We start from the raw sequence: 21264 nt of genomic DNA, 5'->3' as shown, positions 1-21264 counted from the left end.
TCTCACTTCAAACCTTTCGCGAGCGGGTCTCGCAGTCCAACTGCTAGGTCCAACAAAGGAACGCAACAAGGTATTGGAACAATTTAGGAATCCAGAACCATCGTCGCGAGTTAGACTCCGATGAACTTGCCATTCGCAATGATGGGTAGAGTTTTAGATGAATCGGCGCAACAGTGTTCGGCTCGGGGTTTTTCGATTCGTCTGACTCTGCAGATAACTTGGCGAGAGATTCTACATTGGCTGATGGGTTGGGTTGTGGCTTGCGCTCCGTGCTCTATGGCGACATTCCTGTCTACTGCGTTCTTCAATTACGCCGCAAATGCAAGCACTCTGGATGCGGTGCGAGTCGATTGTTGTCCCCATGGCAAGCAGGTCAGAATCCAGATGAATCAAGTGCTCTTGTTAACAGTCGTCCGGGCCCTCGTCGCGGGGGCAGCGATAGTGGCAGCGTTGCTTGCAGCCAACGTCTTTGGGCAAGAGGATTTTGGCATTATCAGCCTTGCTTGGTCCCTTGCGACGGTTGGTTCTTACGTTATCGACGCCGGGACTGCTACATCAATTAGAAAGTATGGCATGCAATCAATGACTGCCGCCATTGGCCTCAAGGGACTGCTCGGCCCGGTGTTAATGCGATTCTTGATCGCTCTTGTTGTGGCGGCGTCCGCCATGGTGGGCTTAAGTTTATCCTTACCCATGTCGTATGCGATTATTGTAACAGGTCTAGCTGCCGCCTTTGCGATTGAGATAATAATCTCCGACGCGTTTCGGTTTGAGCTTCGCAACGTGCTCGCCGATTACTTAAATGGAGGTATCAGAAATTCGTTGTATCTTGCGGGGGTGCTGGCGGCATTCTGGACAGACTTCGGCCCTTACACGCTTCTAGCAATGCTTCTCGCATCAATGGCATTTGTCTGTACGGCTCTTATGTGGGCGGCATATTCACAATCAGGCAGTCAATCCATGCAAGAGCTGCCGGCATCTGAAATTCAAAGAGCTCGAGAATCGCGCCGTTTTTTCGGAGTTGCCTTCTTGATGATGCTTAGCGCGCAACTTCCGGTACTCATGGCGGGGTTTCTGGGAGGTGCCGGGGATGCCGCACAAGTGAGGGTGGCTGTCTTGTTTGGCGCAGCGATGCTATTCTTGAATAGTGCATTCACAATGTATTTCGCGCCACGTTTGGCGCGTGCTGATCAAGGCCAGCTTGGCCAGATCTTGCGCTCTTCTGCTCGTCTTGGCGGCGCAGTTTTCTTGGTGGGCGGGCTGCTGGTTGCCCTGATTCCGACAATAGTCTCTTTGGCTTTCGATGAAATTTACCAAGAGTCGATCATTGGTGCCCAAATTTTGGTCGGAGCCATCTCAATCATTTCGTTGTTCGGTGCTTACAATCAAATGTTGCTTATGACCGGTAACGAGAAATTCCCGCTGCAAGCAGCCATTGCTGCCCCAATCATTACCAGCGCTGTGCCACTGGCCGCCGGCCCAAATGCATCTATCGGAGCTTATTGCTTGGGATATGCCGCCGCATTGGTCTTGGGCCAACTTTATGTTGCGTTCGTGGGCTGTAGGCGCCTGGCGCTTACGCCTTGGGCTGCTGGCTCGAAATCAAATGATTGGAAATGAATAACTTCCAGAAAGGTAATCCAGTGGAATTAAATGACCTAGCTTCCCTGAGAAACAAGTATGCTGGTCGTCGTTGCTTCGTGATCGGCAATGGTCCCAGCTTGAACAAAACCGATCTCTCCTCCCTGCGTGACGAAATCACCATCGGGATGAACCGTATTTACTTGAAGTTCGATCAAATAAAATTCGCTACTAGTTTCCTTTGTTGTGACAATGCACTAGTGTTGGAGCAATTTGGTCGAGACCTTTTCGATCTGCCGTCTACGCTCCTTTTGAGCAATCGCCTTGGGCGGCAATTCGCAGAGGGGCGCGAAGTCAACTGGATGGAGCCCTTGCCAGGCGCTGGTTTCAACTTGGACTTGACAGACGGTACGTGGTATTCTGGGGCGACCGTGACCTTTTGCTGCCTTCAGTTGGCTTACCATCTTGGATGCACAGATGTGATCCTGTTGGGCGTCGATCATAATTTCAAGACTACGGGAACGGCGCACAAGAGTGTCGTCTCGGCCGGGGCTGACCCGAACCATTTTGACAGCTCATATTTCGGAAAGGGAGCAAGATGGCAATTGCCAGACTTGGTGGAATCCGAAGCGAGCTACATGCTAGCGAAGGCGATTTTTGAGGCCAATGGCCGGTCTATACGCGACGCAACCGTCGACGGTAAGCTAACCATCTTCGATCGTGCACGTTTGCGGGCTGTAGATGGGCGCCCGACAATCGAAGACGTAAGGGAGGCAGCAGGAAGCCGGGCGGCAACGAGTGCTAGGCCAGCGGGCGAGCGCGCGCGGGCCCGCTTGTCCGAGCTACTGAACAGCGAGAAATTCGTCGTAACTGCGTATTTAGGTTTTCCGTTGCTCTTTGCCGGCATCGCCTGGATAACGATTGCCTTGGGTGCTTCACTCGGCTTGCAAATTCTTGCGGCAACGTTCCTTATCGTCGTTGGCGCCGGGTTGCTTGTTGGATCGGTCGCTGTGCCGTTCATGATTGAAAATGCTCGACGGCGACGACTGAAGGACAGTCGGTTGCTACGTAATGCAATAGAGACATATATCGCCGCTCAACGTGATCGGGCATGCAAATGAAAGAGGGCCTTTCCACACCGTCGCTTTCTATCATAACGGTTACATTCAACGCAGAATCAGAACTGCCAAGGACGCTGGAGTCCCTGGCTAAACAATCAAGCAGCAGCTTCGAAAGCATTGTGGTCGACGGTGGATCGACGGATGGCACCCTAGACATTGCAAGAGATTTTATACACTTGCTTCGCCTCACCCTTGTTTCAGAGCCGGATGATGGTCTCTATGACGCAATGAACAAGGGCCTCGAGATAGCGGCCGGCGAATTCGTGCTGTTTCTCAATGCAGGAGATTATTTGGCGGACAACAAGGTTATTTCGGATCTTGAAGCCTTGCTCAATGAGCTGCCTTCAACTCCACCTCTTATCTATGGCCAGACAATTATTAGGCACGCTGACGGTGCCGTATGGGAAAGACCAATTCGTCCTCTCGACTACATCAAGCATGGCCAGCCAAGCCTGCATCAAGCAACCATTTTCGACCGCCAAACTCATCGTGCCCATCACTATCCGTTCCGCGATTATCAAATCTCGGCCGACTATGCTGTAATGGCAGCCATCCACCTTGAGCATGGCTCGGAAATTGTGACTTGGGAGCGGCCAGTCGCTGTTTTTGTTAATGATCCCGGAAGTGTCAGCAACTCTCAATTTTTCGAAAGAGTCGGAGATGCGTGGCGTGTACAAAGAGATATCCTGCGAGTGTCTATAGCGCTCAGGATCGCTAGCGCATTGAGGCGAATTGCTGCTAATATTTACTACAATTTCCGAAGAACTAAGAAAGATTGAAAGTAAAAATCAGATGCTTTTACCGTAAAGCTTGTCTGCCTGCACAGGTACACCATAAGAGTCGCGCACAAAATTTATACTCATCAGACAATGAAAATTGAGTTCGGTCATCAATTTGTCAATATTGTGAATTAATTTTTGGCCTCTATACAATTCAACATAAGAAACTTCGACAAGGACATGAGAGAAATGACGGAGAAGTTCGCCCGCGCCGTGTAACACCTCATATTCGAATCCCTGCACATCGATCTTCAGCAATGATGGCTGTGGCAAATCGGCAGGTTCAAGCACCGCATCGAGCCGCTCCACTGGCACTTCTATCTGGCCCACTTCGTCCATGTTGAACATCGCTTTTTGCCTTTGTCCAAGCGGCAGAAGCGAAGAGCTGTCCTTACGCGAAGCGATATGGATCGGTAACGAAGTGGGGTTCTCACCGAGTGCGCAGCGATGCAACGTCACGCGGTTTCCGTGGACAGCGGAAAAGCGTGCTGCCTGATCGGGAATCGGCTCGAATGCATGAATTGTCGCGGCGGGCCAACGGTGCGATGCGAAGAGCGAGAACTGCCCGACATTGGCGCCGACGTCGACGACAGAGGCGAACTCAAGTCCGACGAAAGCCTCTTCATGATCTATCGTCGGGACGACCCCACGAACCAGCCCTTTCCAGTAGGCTGGCACGAAGGACGCGCGAAGGGCCTTGGCGAAATTCATTTCTGCAATCCCTTCTCCCCGATGGACGTCAGCGCATGGTGACCCTCCGCCAGTGCCACTAACTCGCGCTCGGCAGCCACAAGAATGGACGCTTTGCTCCACCGCTGTTTGGCCCGTACGCGCGCTTCTGTGGCGCAGCTACGATAAAGTTCACGGTCGGCGATCAGTCTTTCAATCGCGCTCGCCATGGCTGCGCCATCTTCTGGAGAGCAAGTCAGCCCGGCGCCCTCAACTTCGCGGGCGAGCCCCCGGCCGGGCTCCACACCAGCCACGACAGGCCGCCCGGATGCCAGCATGTTGGCAAGTTTGGATGGAAGTACGAGGTCTGCTGCGTCACGCTTTTGCGGCAAAAGATGGACTGTGGCGAGATTCAGCAACTCACTTAGCAGTGCCATTGGCTGGAGATCGTGGAACTGAATATTGGGTAGCCCTGCGGCAAGCTGTTCCAGGTCACCGCGAGTAGGGCCGTTGCCGCAGATGATAAATGTAACGTCATCTCGATCAGCCATGATCCGCGCTGCGTCGATAACGGTCTCAATCCCCTGCTTGCGCGCGATACTTCCTGCGTAGAGTGCCACATAGGGGGTGCGGATGTCCCACTCGGCGCGATAGCTGGAGCTCTCTTGCGGAACAATGCCATCAATATTGGCCCAATTGCGCAGCTCAAGGATGCGCGAGGGCTCGACCCCTTTTTCTACGATCTTGCTGCACATTTCGGGCGAGATCGACGTCGCCCGGTCAAAGCGCGAAAGCAAGCGTTTCTCCAGCCACAAAGCGCATTTTCCGAATAGCGAGTGTCGACCCATCTGCCCGGTGGCAAAGCCTGCTTCGACTTCAAAATCCTGGATATGTAGCCAGCTGCGTGCGCCCGCCACTCTCGCGGCGGTGAGTGCAGGGAAAGCCCCCATCAGGGCAGGTGCCACCAACATGACGACGTCCGGCCTTTGCCGCCAAGATAATCTCAGCGCGGGCAAGAAGGCGGCGAATGCGAAACTGATATAATGAACGATGCGCCGCACTCCGCTCACACTCGACGGGATGTAACAAGGACACCGGTGCACTTGGACACCTTGCTCAGCCCTGATGGTCCAACCACTCCCAGGATAGCTGACATCGCGGCGCCATTCGGGATAAAAAGGATAGCTGCAAATTACACCAACATCATGACCCTGGGCGGCCAAATGTTGCGCGAACTCACCACTGTAAAACCCGATGCCCGTCATTTCGGGCGCGTAGTTCAGGCTGATCAGCAAGATCCTCATTGTTCAGATGGCATTCTTGCAAAACCACGCATAGGTGCTTTCCACCCCGTGACGCAGTTCAATTGTCGGAGCCCATCCGAGGGCACGCAGCTTGTCTGCCGACATAAGCTTGCGCGGCGTCCCGTCCGGCTTGGAAGTGTCATAAGTCAGCTCGCCCTCCAAGCCGACCACATCCATCACCAGCCGGGCAAGATCCTTGATCGAAATATCCGTGCCCGAACCAACATTCACATGCTCCATGCTCGAATAGTTCTTGAGCAGAAACACCAGCGCATCGGCACAGTCATCGACATGCAGGAATTCGCGCAGGGGCGTGCCGCTGCCCCAGATTTCCATGCCCTGTTCACCCCGCAGTTTAGCTTCGTGGGCCTTGCGCAAAAGCGCCGGCAGCACATGGCTTGTTTCAAGGTCGAAATTATCGCCTGGCCCATAGAGATTCGTTGGCATCGCGCTGATGTAATCGCAGCCATGCTGCTTGCGATAAGCCTGGCACATCTTGATCCCGGCAATCTTGGCGATCGCATACCACTCGTTGGTCGGTTCAAGCGACCCTGTGAGCAATGCCTCTTCGACAATCGGCTGATCGGCAAACTTGGGATAGATGCAGGAAGATCCCAGAAAGAGCAGCTTCTCAACGCCTGACTGCCGCGCACCTTCAATCAGGTTCGCTTCGATCATCAGATTGTCGTAGAGAAAATCGGCCGGATATGTATCATTGGCGAGGATTCCCCCCGACCTTGGCGGCAGCGACAATTACTGCGTCTGGGCGGTTTGCGGCATACCATTCGCGAACCTTCGCCTGTTCTTGCAGGTCGGTCGAACGATCCGAAGTAAGTATCTCGCAGCCCTCGGGTTCAAGCCGCCTGACCAGCGCGCTGCCGACCATGCCCTTGTGGCCAGCTACGTAGACCTTCTTGCCGTCAAGCGAAAAGGCCATCATGCCTCCTTGGTGATCGGCGCGTTGCGCATCACCTCAAGATCCGCTCGCACCATTTCGCGTGCGAGTTCGCGGGCACTCGTTTCATGCCTCCAGCCAAGCTTCTGATGCGCCTTGCTCGGATCGCCGAGCAACAATTCGACCTCGGTCGGGCGGAAATAGCGTGGATCGACTTCGACCAGCAAACGGCCGTCACCGAGCGCATAGCCTTTTTCTTCAGCGCCTTCGCCGCGGAACTCGAGTGGCAATCCAACTTCATCGAAGGCCCAGCGTACAAAATTGCGCACTTCCGTGGTCTCGCCAGTCGCCAGCACGTAATCGTCGGGCTCGTCCTGCTGCAGCATCATCCACATGCCGCGTACATATTCTCGCGCATGGCCCCAGTCGCGCTTGGCACCAAGGTTGCCCAGATACAGCCGATCCTGACGCCCAAGTGCAATCGCGGCTGCTGCTCGAGTGATCTTTCGCGTAACAAAGGTTTCGCCGCGAAGCGGACTTTCATGATTGAACAAAATGCCATTTGACGCGTGCATGCCATAGGCTTCGCGGTAATTGACCGTGATCCAATAGGCATAGAGCTTGGCCGCCCCGTAGGGCGAGCGCGGATAGAACGGCGTCGTCTCGCACTGGGGCACTTCCTGCACCAGCCCGTAGAGCTCCGAAGTCGAGGCCTGGTAGAAACGCGCACTCTTTTCCATTCCCAGTATGCGCATTGCCTCGAGCAGCCGCAGCGTACCGACCGCATCGGCATTGGCCGTGTATTCGGGCGTCTCGAAGGAAACCGCGACATGGCTTTGAGCGGCGAGGTTGTAAATCTCGCTTGGCTGCACCTCCTGCATAATGCGGATGAGGTTGGTCGAATCCGTCATGTCGCCATAATGCAGGTGGAACCTGGCATCCGGGACGTGCGGGTCTTGATAAATGTCCTCGATCCTGCCTGTGTTGAAGGATGAGGAACGGCGCTTGATCCCGTGCACCTCATAGCCCTTCTCGAGCAACAATTGCGCGAGATAGGCGCCGTCTTGCCCGGTAATGCCGGTGATAAGTGCGGTGTTTGCCATGTATCTTTTACTCTTGAGATCAAGCAAGGGTCGCCAGGGCCAAAATCACGCGATCAGGGCCCCTCTGAAACAAAACTCCCCTAACCCGATGCATATTGATAGCTGTAGCCGTAGCTATAGGAATAACCTGCCGACTTGGCATCGAACTTGGTCATCAATACGCCGATCACATTGGCACCGCCGGCTTGCAGCCTATGTATCGAGCCACGCACGTTATTGGCACGGTTGCGCCCTGCTTCGGTAACGAACAGGCAGCCTTCGGTAACGCTTGCAATCTCGATGGCGTCAGCGAGGCCAAGTGTGGGTGGGCTGTCAACCAGCACGATGTCATATTGCGTGTTTAGCTCTTGCAGGACTGTGCGCAGCGCCGGGCTTGCCAGCATGTCAGTCGGGTTCGGCGGGATGCCGCCGCTCGGAATAAAGAAAATACCTTCATGCTCGGTCGCATGCGTTACTTCAGCCGCCTGTTTGTTTCCGGTCAGCAGGTCTGACATGCCTTCGCCATTCTTGATCCCGAACAGGCTGTGCTGGTTGGGGCGACGCAAATCGAGGTCAATCACCAACACGCGTTTGCCAATCCGGCTGAGCGCCACGGCAGTTGCATAGCAGCTCGAGGACTTACCCTCACCCTGTACCGCGCTGGTAAAGGCGAGGCTTTTCGGCAGTCCATGAGAGGTGGCCAGGACAAGCGAAGAACGTAGGCTTGCGTAATGCTCGGATACTTCGGTCTTGGGATCAAGGATAAGTTCTTGAAGGCTTTGGCCTTCATCGACCTTGGGGCTCGCGCCAAGCAGTGGCAAGCTCAATTTGCGAGCTACATCATCCGGCGTGCGCAGCATGTCGAAGAACTGCTCCCGTCCGAACACGAACAGTCCGGCAATGCCGGCACCAGCCAAGAGCGCCAGAGCGAGATTGAGCGGGATATTTGGGCTGACGGGCTCGACCGGCCGCGTCGCGCGGTCAACAATTGAGACGTTGTTCGCCTGGACGCCAGCCTCTGCATTGAGCGCGTTGAACCGCGTCAGCAACAAATCATAAAGCTGGCGGTCATTATTGGTCTGTCGCTGAAGAATGCCGAGCTGGACGCCGCGCTCCTGCTCATCAAGAGTTTCGGTTTTCAGCTGCGCAATCTGGACCTCCAGCGCGCGTTCCTGCTCCAGAGCCATTTCATAGTTAGCCCTGACTGTCTGCTGGATGCTTGTGGCGATGGCGTTAATCTGACGATCAAGCTCGTCAAGCCGGGCTTTGGCCTGTTTGACGCTAGGAAATTCCTCCCTGCGTCGCTGCAGTTCCTGCTCGTACTCGGCCTGAACTTTTGCGCGTTCTTCGAGCAGGTTCTGGACCGCAAGATTATTGAGTGCCTGCGGCAAATTGATCGGGCTCTCTCGCCGTGCGGTCTCCCAGGCCTGCTGCGCAGCAATCCTGCGGGAGAGTGCCGCCGAATAGTCGCTGTTCAACTGAACCAGCGTAGCCGTCACCAGCGAGCGCGGACTGGTAGCGGTATTGCTAGTGGCAATTGCCGCATTGGATGCATCGATCACGCGAGTGCGCCGCGCGTATTCCAGAGCCGCGCGCTCCGATTCCGCCAGCCGGATGGCCGATTCCTGCAATTGCTCCTGCAGGAATTCGCGTGCGTAGGAAGAGGTGTCGAACTTGCGCTGGAGATTGTTGCGAATGTAGTTCTCGGCAAAGCTGTTGGCAATGCGGGCAGCAAGGCTCCCGTCAGGACTATCAAAAGCAATCAAAGCGATACGGGAATCGAGCGGAAGGCTTACGCCCAAGTTCTCCTCGAGCGTTTCGATTACAAGCTCGCGTTGTGCCTCTTCAGGAGGAAGTATGCTCGATTCAACAGAATCCGCATCGACATTCATCTGCTCAAGAAAGCGCGGGTTGTTGAACAGTTGCAGGTCCTCGGCCACCGCCTGGGCTATGGCACGGCTCCTGATAACGTCCAGCTGGGTTTGCAGGAAACGATCCGAGTCCGCGATCGCGGCAGTTGCATTCGTATCTTCGGTGCCAAGAACTTTAGCTGCTTCCTGGTCAATCTGTACCGTTGCAGTGGCGCGAAAGATCGGCGTCGACAGGATTGTGATGACCACCCCAAGCAGCAGGCAGGCCAGAATGATACCTGCGATCCAGAAGCGCGAACGATAGACTGCCGCCCAGATTGCCTCCAAGTCGATCGCAATCAGGCCGTCGGCATCATACTCGCCATCATATTTGTCATCGAAGGTTGGCGCGAGGCGACCGTTCCCGTCCTTATTGTTCATCTGATTCTCGTGGCGATTCATAATACTGGTTCTTCCGCTCATACCGACTTAGCGACCGTCAAGCCGCACGAACACGGTAGCGAGCAGCGGCGACAGCTGCAGGAAGTCGCGGAATAGCGCCTTGGCAAAAGAATTACCGACCACCACGATATCGCCCGCCAAAATTTGCGGATTATCGGCCTGACCTTTGCGAATGTCGTCAAGGTTGAACTGTGCAGCGTAGAGTCCATCTTCCTTGCGCCGGAACACGATCACCTCGCCCAGCTTGGCGGTTTGCGTTGGACCTTCTGCCAACGCCATCGCTTGCAACAGGTTTGATTGTCCCTGGATTTCGAAAATGCCCGGCTTCTTGACCGCGCCTTCGACCGTTATGTTCTGCGAAGCGGATTCGGAGACGATGATCGAAACCTGCGGATCGATCAAGTAGCGCTCCCCCAAGCGCCCAGCGATCGCGGTCGACAATTCTGTTCCGGTTTTCCCTGCCGCCTCTACGAGTCCGATCAGCGGCAGCAGCACGTCCCCGCTGGCATCGACCGGCACTTCTTCAAGGGACAGATCAGGTTCCTGGAAAACGGTGATCTTGAGCACGTCGAGCGGGCCGATCTTGTACTCGTTAGGGCGTGATTCGCCGGTTGGAGCCGGGAACATGGCATAGGCCTGTTCTCCGCGCGGCAGATTAGTGGAAGAACATGCGGTGAGCGCCACGGCGATCAGCCCGCAAATACTGGCCCTTAACAAGACAAGAAACTCCTTAGGGGGCTAAACACGTCAGTGTCGCGGCGCACCATCGGGTACGACGGATATGCCACTAGCCGATCAAATCACTCAAAGAAACCATTCATGACAGGAAATTTTCGATGAAAGAGCATCCGTGTGCGACCGGTTCTTGCGACTCGCCCCCTTTTGGTCTGATGACTTCGGACTTGATATCATTGAAATTCTCGAGCGAGGCTAGCACCATTTTCCAGATCATTGCCAGACATTTTGCTCAGCCTTCTCGAGATAACGGGCAAGCACATTCACTGATTTCCATCCCCCCGCCCGCATGATCGTAGCGGTGTCAAATCCACGCTTCAGCAGATCCTGGGCAGCGCCAACGCGCATCGAATGGCCGCTGAATGACGCAATCTGTGCGGCGCCCAGCCCGCTCCGCTGTGCAGCCTCCTTGATCACCCGCCGCACCGTGGTCGCCTCGAGGCAGCGATCGATCACTTTACCTTGATAGATCGGGCAAAACAGCCACTCGATTTCTGGTCCGCGGTAAGCAAGCCATTCACGCAGGAGATCTGCTGTGCGTTTCGATGTGAATGCAATGCGACCCTGACCGAACTGGTCTGCCTTGCTGCGGCGGATAAGGATCCGCAAGGTGCCATCCTCGCGCGCGGTCAGGTCATCGTTTCGCAGAGCGATGAGTTCCGAGCGCCGCGTCAGCAACTCATAGCCCAGGGCAAGCATGGCGCGGTTACGAAGACCCCAAGGGGTTTCGGGCTCACTGGCCAGAAACTGGTCGAGATAGGCTCGCGTCATTCCCTTCGCCTGTCGTGGCCGGATCGCTCGGGCCCGGCGGACCTTGCGCAGGGTGAGGTTGATATCCTCATCATAAGTTGGGTCGGGCAGCCTGAGCAGGCGATGCACCTTACGGATGGCATAAAGTCGGCGTTGCACGGTCGAAGGCGCCTTGGACTGCCCCTGCTCCACAAGAAAGCGGCATACTGCATCGACGGTTGCGGGGAATGCCCTGTCTATCTTATTCTCCACGCACCAGTATTCGAAAGCCTCGACATCGGCGCGGTAACTGAGCATTGTTGACGGAGCATAGGCGCCCTCGAGGCGTTGGAATTGAGAACGCCACTCGCGATCAGACTTTAGAGCATTCATACTGCTTATATGATAGAAAATAAATCATAATGCAAGGCCAAGGATTGACCGCGCAGCAAATAAAGGCGGCTCGCGGAGCCCTTGGATGGTCCGTCCAGGACCTAGCTGACCGAACGGGCGTCGGTACCGCCACGATTTCACGATATGAATTTGCCGATGCGGTTCCAAAATCTCGCAAGGGCAATCTGGAGAAGATACGTTCGGCGTTCGAAGCTGCTGGCATCGAATTCATCGGCTCACCAGAAGATCGGCCTGGTATCAGGATCGGAATGTCGCCGAAGCTTTGAAATTAACCTTTGCAGGGGCAAATCTTGGGCTTAGCCAAACATTCGATCACGAACGACCTTTGGAATTGTTGGCTTGCCTCCGGCCAAAGGCCTCCAGCAGTACAATTGCTATAATCGCGATCACGATTGAAAACGGATAAAAGAGACTGCCGTCAACAAGTGAATGAAGGGCCGTCGTCGCAAGCAAGGCGACTGGCAAAGCAGCCTGACTTGGATGGCTTCGCAGAGCCGCCCATGCACGAGAAACAAACGACAGGGCAGTGGCTAGAGCAATGAACGTGCCAAGTGTGCCCCAATGCAGAAGAAGCTGCAGGCCAATGTTATGGGGGTGGTAATAAGGCGTACCTTGATATCCGGGAAGCTCACTCAAGATTGCAGGCCCATAGCCCCAGGGCCAATTCTGTTGAATCGAACGCAAAGAGAAGCCCCATACTCTGTCGCGCCCGGTCAGCATCTCGGCACCAGTCTGATCGAACGCGCTCACTCCCTTGCTGAAGACGGTGCCCCAGGGAAGTGGAGGGAGTATTTCAGATGCAAGAACAAGGATCGCGGTGACCCCGAGCAAAATAAACATACGAGTTGCTTGAACGTGTTGTCGATACCATGCCAAGTATGCCCCAGTTGCCGCGAAGCCCCCCAACAGCGCGGCCGCGCCCCCGCGCGAACCTGTGTATAGAATATAAAACACGGCGGCAGAAAAGCAGATAAGCGGCAAGAGGCCCTTCTCATGCCGAGTGACAAATAGCAAAGCCATGATGGCTGCGGCTGGTGCCAGCAAATAGCTTAAGTGCCGAATGTGGCCGAAAGCCGGTAGGTTCATTCGGCGAATTTCGTCGGGCCAAATAGCCCAGGCGAATAAGAAAGCGCAAACATGGACGAACGCAGCCAGGCCGAGCGCCGACCAGGTCGCGTCGATCTGCTCGAGATCGATGCTCTCGAAAAATGAGAGAAGCGCCACGAAGAAGAATATGTGGATGATCCAGGAGAATACGATAATGTGCGCCGAGGGCACAGGCGATGTGGCTGAGACGAAGATCATATAGATCACGAGCGTTCCGATCAGGCCACGCTGGATATTGGTGAGCGGAGCGACAAGACCACGAACACCCACCTGTAAACCTACTGCGACGATGAAATAGACCTGCATTGCAGCCACGGGCAGTTGCAGGACTTCAATTGGCCCAGAGGGTGTGCGCAAGCCATAAGCTAGCAACGCGAGCGATGATAAAACGACAATGTTCAACCTGAACATCGGTCCTTGGAACCAGGCCTTTAACGTCATCTTTCTTTAACGCTCTTTCTATACCAATTTCCCGACAAGGACAGGCGCGCTTTCTGCTTGATCGGAGGATGAATGTCGTTACCCCGCCATGCTTTGCGCACAGTTAAGATTGGCGACCGCGATTAGGAATTGGCCTCGCATGCCCCTTGGACTAAATCGATCTGTGAAACAGTTTTTGAGCCAATTCTGGCTCGAGCTCGCCATCGCTGCCGCATTCGTCGCGGCCATGCTCGCTATCTCGCTTGCCACAGGCCTGCCCGTACAAACGCCCAGCGCCTCCTCGGCCATGGCGATCGGCATGCATTACCTCTATCCCTTCGTGGCCGTTGCCCTGTTTTTCTCCCTCGCCAGCCTGTTCGGTATCAAGCGTCACCTGGGGGTCGTCGTGGTTGCGCTCGCAGCCTATGCGATAGTCCTGTGGGCGCATTTCAACGTCAAGCTGTGGTCCCACTACCTAAACCCGAATTCGTACGATGCATTCTACTGGATGACCGACGAATGGATCAGGCCGGTCATCGATCTATGCATCGAGGCAACCGAATGGCTGGTATCGCTTCACCCCATGATGGACGGTTTCTACGTACTCAGCTTCATTCTCCTGTTCGTGGTCAGCTTCACTGTTCACGCCATCAGGGGCGCGAGTGAGTTCAGGGAAGTCTTTATTGCCGCATTGCTGCTGCAAGGGCTGGGGGGGCTCGCCTATTCGCTTTTTCCCGCAGTCGGGCCGTTTATCTATGAGACCGGGGTAGTCGAGCATATCACCGGGTCGCAGCAAGGCATGCTCGCCGGTTATGAGCAAATGAAAGCGGGCGGCATCGGCTGGTTCGAAGAGAATGGGCGCCTCTATTTCCTCGCTGGCCTGGGCGCCATGCCCTCGCTCCATTCGGCGAGCACCTATTTGTTCACCGTCTTTATCTGGAAGTATGATCGGCGCCTGATCGTGATCTATGCGCCCATCCTTGTGGCGATCCTCATCATGGCGATCGGAACGCGTTGGCATTACGCGATTGACCTGCCGGTAGGGATCGCGCTGGCGCAATTGTGCATCTGGGCCTCGCCGCGACTGATCGCCTGGTCCGAACGGCTTGTGGGCGATCGCCAGATTGCGCCATCGCCCGAAGGGGCCATGGCGCTCGACGACACGCGCTAGGCCGCCCTCAAAGCAGGCGCCGGGGTATGGGTACTCCATTCCCATCACGTATGAAAATTTCCAAGGTTCTTTCCCGCTGGCTTCCCGAAAATTCCCGTCAGGCCGGATACGGGAATTCGGCCCGAAAAATGGCGGAATCGCGCGGTTTGGCGTTCGCCAAATTGGGCAAAAATGGCCCAAAACGCGCTATTTTCCCGTTAGATTCCCGTTAAGCGGGAAAGTCGCGGCCAAAGCAGGCCCGGTTTGGGGCGGGGAGATCAGGGCTGAGATTGTCTGGCTTTGCGGCGCGGCCTGCAGCACCCTTTGGCGATCCAAAAGTTATCGAGCGAACGCTTCCCCCTTTTTATAGTCCCTACGGTTTTTATAGGTGTGATGGTTTTGGCCGCAGCAGGTGAAATTGCGAGGCGGCATTCACTCGAACAAATGCCCGATAACGCACCTTAAAGCCGATGGCCGCGGCCAAAGCCCGGCCACCCACCATCCTCACCCCAGCGCGATATCGGGCGCGTCTTCCTGCTTCATCCCCACCACGTGATAGCCGCCGTCGACATGGTGCACTTCGCCGGTCACGCCCGATGAGAGGCCGGAGAGGAAATAGAGCCCCGCCCCGCCGACATCCTCGATCGTGACATTGCGCCGCAGCGGCGAGTTATACTCGTTCCATTTGAGGATATAGCGGAAGTCGCCGATCCCGCTTGCCGCCAGCGTCTTGATCGGCCCGGCGCTGATCGCGTTGACGCGGATATTGCGCGGCCCCAGATCGTTGGCGAGATATTTCACGCTGGTTTCCAGCGCAGCCTTGGCCACCCCCATCACATTGTAATGCGGGATGACCTTCTCTGCGCCGTAATAGGTCAGCGTCAGGATCGATCCGCCGCCGTTCCCGTTTTCGTCAACCGGCGGCATCATCTCGGCGGCGCGCCGTGCCACCGCCACCAGCGAATAGGCTGAGATGTTCATCGTCATGAGGAAATTCTCGAGGCTGGTGTCGACATATTTGCCGCGCAGCTCGTTCTTGTCCGAATAGCCGATCGCATGGACCACGAAATCGAGCGTGCTCCAGCGCGCCTTCAGCTCGCCAAAGGCGGCGTCGAGCGCGGCCATGTCTGACACGTCGCATTCGATCAGGAAATCGCTGCCCAGCTGCTCGGCCAGCGGGCCCACCCGCTTCTTCAGCGCTTCGCCCTGATAGGAAAAAGCCAGCTCGGCGCCCTGTTCGCGCAGCTGCCGGGCGATCCCCCAGGCCAGCGACTTGTCATTGGCAAGCCCCATGATGAGGCCGCGTTTGCCGTTCATCAATCCGGGCATCGATCCGCTCATGCGGTGTTCTCCTCTTGAGGCTCCTGCGTCCCGGCAAACGCCTCTTCCTCTTCAGGCGTCACCGTCAGCGCTGCGTTGAGTTCGGCGCCGATAACCATCCCTAGCCCAATCAGCCAGAAAAAGAACAGCGCAACCATGATCCCCGCCAGGCTGCCATAGGTGAGGCTATAGGCAAAGAAAATGCTTAGCACCGGCGGCAGTGCGGCGCTCACCGCGATCGACCACAGCGTGACAAAGGCAACGCCGGGCCATTTGGGATAGCGCCGCGCGCGATACGCCATCGGGGTGAGCGTGTAGAACAGCATGTAAAGCGATCCGAACAGCACCAGCGCGGGGATCACGCGCGAAAGCCTGAGCCCGGCAAGCGAACCGGCAAGCTGGGGAAAGCGTGCTTCGATCACCTGCTCCGCTGCGCCGATCGCGACCTGCGCGAACAGCGAGGTGACCAACAGCACCACCGCGCCCAGTGTGAAACTGGCTGAGATCAGGCGGTATTTCCAGAAGGCGCGGGTCGACTTTGTGCCATAGGCGCGGCGCAATATGTCACGGACCGTCTCGACCAGGCTCGACACCGTCCACAGCGCCACCAGCGCGCCCGCCCACAGCAGCCAGCCGTGGCGGGCTTCCACCACGTCGCGCGCGACCGGCTCGATGGTGCGCTCTACCGTAGGCGGGAAAGCGTTGACGATGGCCTCGATCAGCGCGGTCTTCTCGCCCGTCTCGCCGATGAGCGCGAACAGCGCCGCGCCCAGGATGAAGAACGGAAAGATCGCCAGCATCGCCAGATAGGCGAGATTGCCGGCATGGATGAAACCATCGTTGAAGGTGCCGATCACGGTGCGCTTGGCGACTTCGAAAGCTCGGGTTCCGGGCCCCAGATGCCTGATCATCTCGCCGCGCAGGGTCTTCGCGTCCCTGCGCCGCGTTTCCGGCGAAAGCGAGTGGATCTCGCGTTCTATCGGATCGGGCAATTTACCCAGCTTCAATGTCACATACCCAGTTTGGTGCGCGGGTTGCTCTCGTCTTTCCAGCCTTCAAGCCGCTTGGCAAGCTCGGTGGTATCCTCCGGCATCTGGATTTCCAGCGTCACCAGCTGGTCGCCGCGCCCGCCCGCCTTGGTGCTCCAGCCCTTGCCCTTGAGCCGCATCACTGTGCCGCCATCGGTGCCGGGCTTGATGGTCAGCATCACCGGCCCTTCCACGGTCGGGCATTTGATCTTTGCCCCGTTCAATGCCTCGTCCAGCGTGATCGGCAGATCCATGCGCACATGATCGCCATCGCGCCGGAAGAAGGCGTGACCGCCAACCGAGACAGTGACGATTCCGTCGCCTGCCCCGCCCGGGCCCTGCTGGCCCTTGCCCTTCAGCCGCATTTGCGTGCCATCCTCGACCCCGGCGGGTAGCTTGAGGTCGATCGTCTTTCCGTCGGACAGGGTGATCCGCTGGTCCTTGCGCGCGGCCGCATCGATAAAGGGGACCGCCAGCCGGTAATGGATGTCGGCGCCCTTTTGCGGCGGAGGCGGGCGCCGCTGGCTGCCGAAACCGCCGCCCATGCCTGACGGGCGCCGTCCGCCGCCGCCGCCGAACAGCCCTTCGAAAATGTCGCCCAGATCCATCTCGCCATTGCCGAAGCCCTGGAAATCCTCGGCCCGGTAGCTGCGCTGGCCGCCCCCGCCGCCGAAACCGCCGCCCATCCCGGCAAAGGGATTGGCCGGATTGCCCTCGGCATCGATTTCGCCGCGGTCGAACCGGGCGCGCTTTTCCTTGTCGGAGAGCAGGTCATAGGCCCTGGTCACGTCGGAAAAGCGCTCTGCCGCGTTCGGCTTGTCCTTGTTGCGATCGGGATGCAGCTCCTTCGCCAGCTTGCGATAGGCGCTTTTGATCTCCGCTTCGGTGGCCGTGCGCGCAACGCCAAGGGTGGAATAGGGATCGCTCATAGCGTGTTAGCTAGGTGTAACAGTGCGGCGGTGCAAGCGCGGAAGCTTTCCTACCCGCACTGGCGGCATTATCGCGGCGGGATGGCTGTTCATGTCCTTCCTGCGACTTTCTCGCAATGCCCTTCAATCCATTGGGCAATCCATGGGGTGAAGTGGCGCGATTTTTCTTTATATGACTGTGTTCCATGTGTTCCATGTGCTTATGGGATCCTGACCCTCGTAGGAATTGATCGTGCCCACTCCCACGCCTGACCAGCTTGTCCGCCTCGCCGCCAGCGAGATTCCCGATGGCGATCCCATGGCGCTGTTCGATGCCTGGTTTGCAGAGGCGCGCGCGGCAGAACCGAACGATCCCAACGCCATGGCATTGGCCACCGCCACGCCCGATGGCGCGCCTTCGGTGCGTATGGTGCTGCTCAAGGGGCACGGGCCGGAGGGTTTTACCTTTTACACCAATGCCCACAGCCGCAAGGGCGGCGAAATCCGCGCCAATATGCAGGCGGCACTGCTGTTCCACTGGAAAAGCCTGCGCCGCCAGATCCGCATCGAAGGCCTTGTGCATGAGGTGGATCCGGCGATGGCCGATGAATATTTTGCCAGCCGCAGCCGCGATTCGCAGCTGGGTGCGCTTGCGTCGGACCAGTCGCGCCCGCTCGCGTCGCGAAGTGAGTTTCTGTCCCGAATTGCGAAGGTGACTGCGCGCCATCTGGTCGGCTCGGTGCCGCGCCCGCCGCATTGGACGGGATTTTGCCTCGATCCACAAAGAATGGAATTCTGGATGGATCGTCCGTTCCGGCTGCATGACCGGCGCCAGTTTACTCGCATTGGAGGCGGCTGGAGCAGCACGCTGCTTTATCCGTGAAGCAGGCATCGCTCACCCGCAGCGCGGCCCTTGCCTCGATCGCGACCGCGCTGTTCCTGGTCGGGCTGAAGCTGTGGGCCAGCTGGCGCACCGGCTCCACTGCCATGCTCGGCAGCCTGGCCGATACCGCGCTAGATCTGGTCGCCAGCATTGCGACGCTGATCGGCGTGTGGGTCGCGTCACACCCGGCAGACGAGAACCACCGCTTCGGGCACGGCAAGGCCGAAGCGCTGGCGGCCATTTTCCAGGTCATGCTGATCACGCTTTCTGCCGGCGGAATCGCCTTGCGCGCAATCACGCAGTTGGCGGAAGGCGGTCAGACCGCGGCGGCGCAAGAGGGCATTGCCGTATCGCTGATCGCGATTGCGGCGACCTTTGCTCTTCTGGCGTGGCAGCGGCATGTGATCGCCAGGACTAGTTCGGTCGCCATCAAGACCGATCATCTGCATTACCAGTCTGACATATTGCTCAACCTCGCGGTGATCGCGGCGCTGGTGTTCGACCAGTATCTCGGCTTCGGCATTGCCGATCCGCTGTTCGGGCTGGGGATCGCCGCCTGGCTGGCCTGGGGCGCCTGGCGCGCGGGCAGCGAGGCGATAAACCATTTGATGGACAAGGAATGGCCCGACCAGCGGCGCGAGGAATTCCTCGAAGTCCTGGCCCGCCATCCCGATATCCGCGGGGTGCACGATCTGCGCACGCGCACCAGCGGCGCGGATGATTTCGTCCAGTTCCACATGGCGGTCGAGCCGCATCTGACCATTGTCGAGGTGCACGATCTGATGGACGAGGTCGAGGCGCGGATCGCGCGCGAGTTCCCCGGGGTCGAAGTGCTGATCCATCCCGATCCGCAGGGCCTCGTCAATGAGGAAGGGGTTGCGGCAGAGGAACTGCTGCCCGACCGCGCCGAGTGATGCACTCGCCGGTTTATGTCGACGCTTTCGTGGGAGAGGGCGCGCGCGGCAACCCGGCAGCGATAATGCTGTGCGGCGACTTTCCGGGCGAGGCCGAAATGCAGGCAATGGCGCGCGAAATCGGCGCACCTGCCAGCGCCTTCGTGGGCGAGGTTGTGATTGGTGGCGCGCATCCCGTCCGCTGGTTTGCGCCGGATCGCGAGATTGCCCTGTGCGGGCACGGCGCGCTTGCTGCGGGGCATGTGCTGCTGGCGCGCTTCGATGCGGACCGGGCCCGCTTGCGCACGCACAGGGGCGATGAGTTGGATGTGCAGCGGCTGGACGGCGCGGCGCATTACGAGCTGGCGCTGCCCGCAATCCTCACCGCGCCGCGCGGCTGGAGCGAACTTGCAGCGGCGTTGGGGGCGCAGCCGCTGGAGATCCGCTGGAACGCAGCGGGCTATGCGCTGGCGGTGTTGAATGATGCTGCCGAGGTGCGCGCGCTCGCGCCCGATCTCTCCGGGCTGGAAGCCATGCAATTGATCGCCACCGCGCCGGGTGACATGGGGGCAGACGTCACCAGCCGGGTGTTCTCGGGCGGTATCGAGGATGCAGCGACCGGCTCGGCGCATGCAGTGCTCACGCCCTATTGGTGCGCGCGGCTTGGGCGCGGGGATTTCTCGGCCTGGCAGGCGAGCGAACGCGGCGGGCGGTTCGAGTGCCGGCTCGATGGCGAGAGGGTCTGGCTCGGCGGGCAATGCGCCCCGGCGGGACTTACCTGACCGGGTAAAGCTCGATCACATCGGCAAGCTGCTGCAACATGGCGATGCGCTCGTCACGATTGGAATGGCCCAGCCGCACCACCGTCAGCCGTTGCTGCGGCGAGACGATCACATACTGGCCCATGTGCCCGATCAGCGAAAACAGCGTGGAGGGCGCGCGATCGGGGAACAGCGGATGCTCGGCCTCGGGTTCGTCAAGCTTGCGGTTGAGCCAGATCTGGAAGCCGTAATGGGGGCTGCGCGGGCTTGGCGTTACCATCTGCTCGATCCATCGGCTCGGCACCAATTGCTCACCGCCCGGTGCGGCGCCCTTGCGGCGCAGGAATTCGCCGAGTTTTGCCCAGTCGCGCGCATTGCCATGGATCAGCGATCCGCCGATCAGCGTGCCCGAGCGGTCGAACTCGGGCACCATGCTGTCCATCCCCAGTGGGCCAAACAGCCGCGCTTCGAGAAAGTCTGCCACCGCGCTTCGCCGGTCATCCGGATCCTCGCTATCCGTCAGTGCGCGCGCGGCGATATCGGCCAGGATCACGCTGGTATTGGATGAGTATTCGAACTCAGTGCCCGGTTCGGCCTCCAGCGGCTGCTCCTCCGCCCATTGCGCCATGTCGTCGCGCCCGTCGAGGAACAGCATCCGCACTTCGCTGGATTCGTAAGGTGGATCGCCCGCCTCGGTGTGGCGCAGCCCGCTACGCATCTGGAGCAATTGCCGTAGCGTGATCTCGCCGCGCGGATCGCCCGGCCGCTGCCACATAGGAACCGGGGCGCCCTCGTCGAGCCGCAACCGCCCGTCAGCCACCAGCATGCCGATCATGATGCCGGAGATCGTCTTGGCCATCGACCAGCTTACGAAGCGGGTGTCGGCGCCATAACCCGGAGCATAGCGCTCGGCGGCGATCCTGCCGTTCTGCATCACCAGAAGCGCGCGGGTTTCCCCCAGCCCTTCGCGCGTGAAAAGATCGTCGACCTCGCGCGCCAGCTCGCTTGTGGGGGCACCGGCATCCTTGGTGACTGCGGCAAGGGCCTGCTCGCTCAGCGGTGATGGCGGCTGCGGAGCCTCCCCGCACGAAGTCAGGGCTGGAAGGAGCGCCAGAGTGGCGATAGGGAGCAGCGACCGTATGTTCTTCATCGCGCTCCACTCGCGCACAAAAT

21 protein-coding genes are annotated in these 21264 nt (G+C 58.2%); 8 read left to right on the top strand and 13 right to left on the bottom strand.

The window, feature by feature from the left end; translation table 11 throughout:
• Positions 1–276 precede the first annotated feature (276 nt).
• From ACX2DJ_RS02280 to ACX2DJ_RS02270, 3 genes are read left to right on the top strand one after another with little or no spacing between them, the layout of a single operon-like run.
• Positions 277–1620: a lipopolysaccharide biosynthesis protein gene (locus ACX2DJ_RS02280; RefSeq protein ID WP_462570761.1), complete on the top strand. Its 1344-nt coding sequence runs from the start codon at positions 277–279 to the stop codon at positions 1618–1620.
• Positions 1617–2702 (top strand): hypothetical protein, encoded by a 1086-nt coding sequence (locus ACX2DJ_RS02275; protein WP_462570760.1) that lies wholly within the window; start codon positions 1617–1619, stop codon positions 2700–2702. The genes ACX2DJ_RS02280 and ACX2DJ_RS02275 overlap by 4 nt, the downstream gene beginning before the upstream one ends.
• Positions 2699–3481: a glycosyltransferase gene (locus ACX2DJ_RS02270; RefSeq protein ID WP_462570759.1), complete on the top strand. Its 783-nt coding sequence runs from the start codon at positions 2699–2701 to the stop codon at positions 3479–3481. The genes ACX2DJ_RS02275 and ACX2DJ_RS02270 overlap by 4 nt, the downstream gene beginning before the upstream one ends.
• 9 nt (positions 3482–3490) lie before the next feature.
• On the opposite strand, the gene ACX2DJ_RS02265 is transcribed toward ACX2DJ_RS02270, so the two are convergent.
• The 8 genes from ACX2DJ_RS02265 to ACX2DJ_RS02230 all read right to left on the bottom strand — a co-directional run bounded on the left by ACX2DJ_RS02265 (position 3491) and on the right by ACX2DJ_RS02230 (position 11600).
• On the bottom strand, positions 3491–4192 hold the full coding sequence (locus ACX2DJ_RS02265; protein WP_462570758.1) for an FkbM family methyltransferase: 702 nt from the start codon (positions 4190–4192) through the stop codon (positions 3491–3493).
• Positions 4189–5454 (bottom strand): WcaI family glycosyltransferase, encoded by a 1266-nt coding sequence (locus ACX2DJ_RS02260; RefSeq protein WP_462570757.1) that lies wholly within the window; start codon positions 5452–5454, stop codon positions 4189–4191. Before ACX2DJ_RS02260 ends, ACX2DJ_RS02265 begins: the two co-directional genes overlap by 4 nt.
• A gap of 3 nt (positions 5455–5457) precedes the next feature.
• On the bottom strand, positions 5458–6132 hold the full coding sequence (locus tag ACX2DJ_RS02255) for a GDP-L-fucose synthase family protein (RefSeq protein WP_462570756.1): 675 nt from the start codon (positions 6130–6132) through the stop codon (positions 5458–5460).
• A 34-nt stretch (positions 6133–6166) separates the two neighbouring features.
• The gene (locus ACX2DJ_RS02250) at positions 6167–6394 is read right to left on the bottom strand and encodes an NAD-dependent epimerase/dehydratase family protein (RefSeq protein ID WP_462570755.1); all 228 of its coding nucleotides are present in this window, start codon (positions 6392–6394) and stop codon (positions 6167–6169) included.
• Entirely contained in the window at positions 6391–7452 is a 1062-nt protein-coding gene (gmd, locus tag ACX2DJ_RS02245) for a GDP-mannose 4,6-dehydratase (RefSeq protein ID WP_462570754.1), read from the bottom strand. The genes ACX2DJ_RS02250 and gmd overlap by 4 nt, the downstream gene beginning before the upstream one ends.
• Positions 7453–7532: 80 nt before the next feature.
• On the bottom strand, positions 7533–9722 hold the full coding sequence (locus tag ACX2DJ_RS02240) for a GumC family protein (protein WP_462570753.1): 2190 nt from the start codon (positions 9720–9722) through the stop codon (positions 7533–7535).
• A gap of 48 nt (positions 9723–9770) precedes the next feature.
• On the bottom strand, positions 9771–10460 hold the full coding sequence (locus ACX2DJ_RS02235) for a polysaccharide biosynthesis/export family protein (RefSeq protein ID WP_462570752.1): 690 nt from the start codon (positions 10458–10460) through the stop codon (positions 9771–9773).
• 231 nt (positions 10461–10691) lie between these two features.
• The gene (locus tag ACX2DJ_RS02230; protein WP_462570751.1) at positions 10692–11600 is read right to left on the bottom strand and encodes a tyrosine-type recombinase/integrase; all 909 of its coding nucleotides are present in this window, start codon (positions 11598–11600) and stop codon (positions 10692–10694) included.
• 29 nt (positions 11601–11629) lie between these two features.
• Here ACX2DJ_RS02230 and ACX2DJ_RS02225 point away from each other — a divergent pair, with 29 nt between their 5' ends.
• On the top strand, positions 11630–11887 hold the full coding sequence (locus tag ACX2DJ_RS02225) for a helix-turn-helix domain-containing protein (RefSeq protein WP_462570750.1): 258 nt from the start codon (positions 11630–11632) through the stop codon (positions 11885–11887).
• 46 nt (positions 11888–11933) lie between these two features.
• Here the strand turns inward: ACX2DJ_RS02225 and ACX2DJ_RS02220 are convergent, their stop codons facing one another.
• Entirely contained in the window at positions 11934–13169 is a 1236-nt protein-coding gene (locus tag ACX2DJ_RS02220; RefSeq protein WP_462570749.1) for an O-antigen ligase family protein, read from the bottom strand.
• A 163-nt stretch (positions 13170–13332) separates the two neighbouring features.
• Here ACX2DJ_RS02220 and ACX2DJ_RS02215 point away from each other — a divergent pair, with 163 nt between their 5' ends.
• Positions 13333–14319: a phosphatase PAP2 family protein gene (locus ACX2DJ_RS02215; protein ID WP_462570748.1), complete on the top strand. Its 987-nt coding sequence runs from the start codon at positions 13333–13335 to the stop codon at positions 14317–14319.
• 483 nt (positions 14320–14802) lie between these two features.
• On the opposite strand, the gene fabI is transcribed toward ACX2DJ_RS02215, so the two are convergent.
• Genes fabI through ACX2DJ_RS02200 form a run of 3 tightly spaced genes read right to left on the bottom strand, consistent with a single transcriptional unit; the run spans position 14803 to position 17575 of the window.
• Positions 14803–15627 carry an enoyl-ACP reductase FabI gene (gene fabI / locus ACX2DJ_RS02210; protein ID WP_462572526.1) on the bottom strand — a complete coding sequence of 275 codons (825 nt, stop codon included), beginning with the start codon at positions 15625–15627 and terminating at the stop codon, positions 14803–14805.
• A gap of 8 nt (positions 15628–15635) precedes the next feature.
• Positions 15636–16625 carry a YihY/virulence factor BrkB family protein gene (locus ACX2DJ_RS02205; protein ID WP_462570747.1) on the bottom strand — a complete coding sequence of 330 codons (990 nt, stop codon included), beginning with the start codon at positions 16623–16625 and terminating at the stop codon, positions 15636–15638.
• Positions 16626–16627: 2 nt separating this feature from the next.
• Positions 16628–17575, bottom strand: a complete 948-nt coding sequence (locus tag ACX2DJ_RS02200; RefSeq protein ID WP_462570746.1) for a DnaJ C-terminal domain-containing protein — start codon at positions 17573–17575, stop codon at positions 16628–16630.
• 298 nt (positions 17576–17873) lie between these two features.
• Between ACX2DJ_RS02200 and pdxH the strand changes: the two genes are divergently transcribed.
• The 3 genes from pdxH to ACX2DJ_RS02185 are packed head-to-tail and all read left to right on the top strand — an operon-like array spanning position 17874 to position 20112.
• Positions 17874–18437: a pyridoxamine 5'-phosphate oxidase gene (gene pdxH / locus ACX2DJ_RS02195; RefSeq protein ID WP_462572525.1), complete on the top strand. Its 564-nt coding sequence runs from the start codon at positions 17874–17876 to the stop codon at positions 18435–18437.
• Complete coding sequence (locus ACX2DJ_RS02190; RefSeq protein WP_462570745.1) at positions 18434–19351, top strand: cation diffusion facilitator family transporter; 918 nt, start codon at positions 18434–18436, stop codon at positions 19349–19351. The genes pdxH and ACX2DJ_RS02190 overlap by 4 nt, the downstream gene beginning before the upstream one ends.
• A complete protein-coding gene (locus ACX2DJ_RS02185; RefSeq protein WP_462570744.1) occupies positions 19351–20112 on the top strand; it encodes a PhzF family phenazine biosynthesis protein in 762 nt (253 codons plus the stop codon). The genes ACX2DJ_RS02190 and ACX2DJ_RS02185 overlap by 1 nt, the downstream gene beginning before the upstream one ends.
• Here the strand turns inward: ACX2DJ_RS02185 and ACX2DJ_RS02180 are convergent.
• Positions 20105–21241: a serine hydrolase domain-containing protein gene (locus ACX2DJ_RS02180; protein ID WP_462570743.1), complete on the bottom strand. Its 1137-nt coding sequence runs from the start codon at positions 21239–21241 to the stop codon at positions 20105–20107. The two genes, ACX2DJ_RS02185 and ACX2DJ_RS02180, sit on opposite strands and share 8 nt — an antisense overlap.
• Positions 21242–21264: the final 23 nt, after the last annotated feature.

The organism is Altererythrobacter chaiwopuensis, assembly GCF_054957755.1.
The sequence above is the reverse complement of the archived record's forward strand: the minus strand, read 5'-3'. Positions and strand labels throughout refer to the sequence as shown.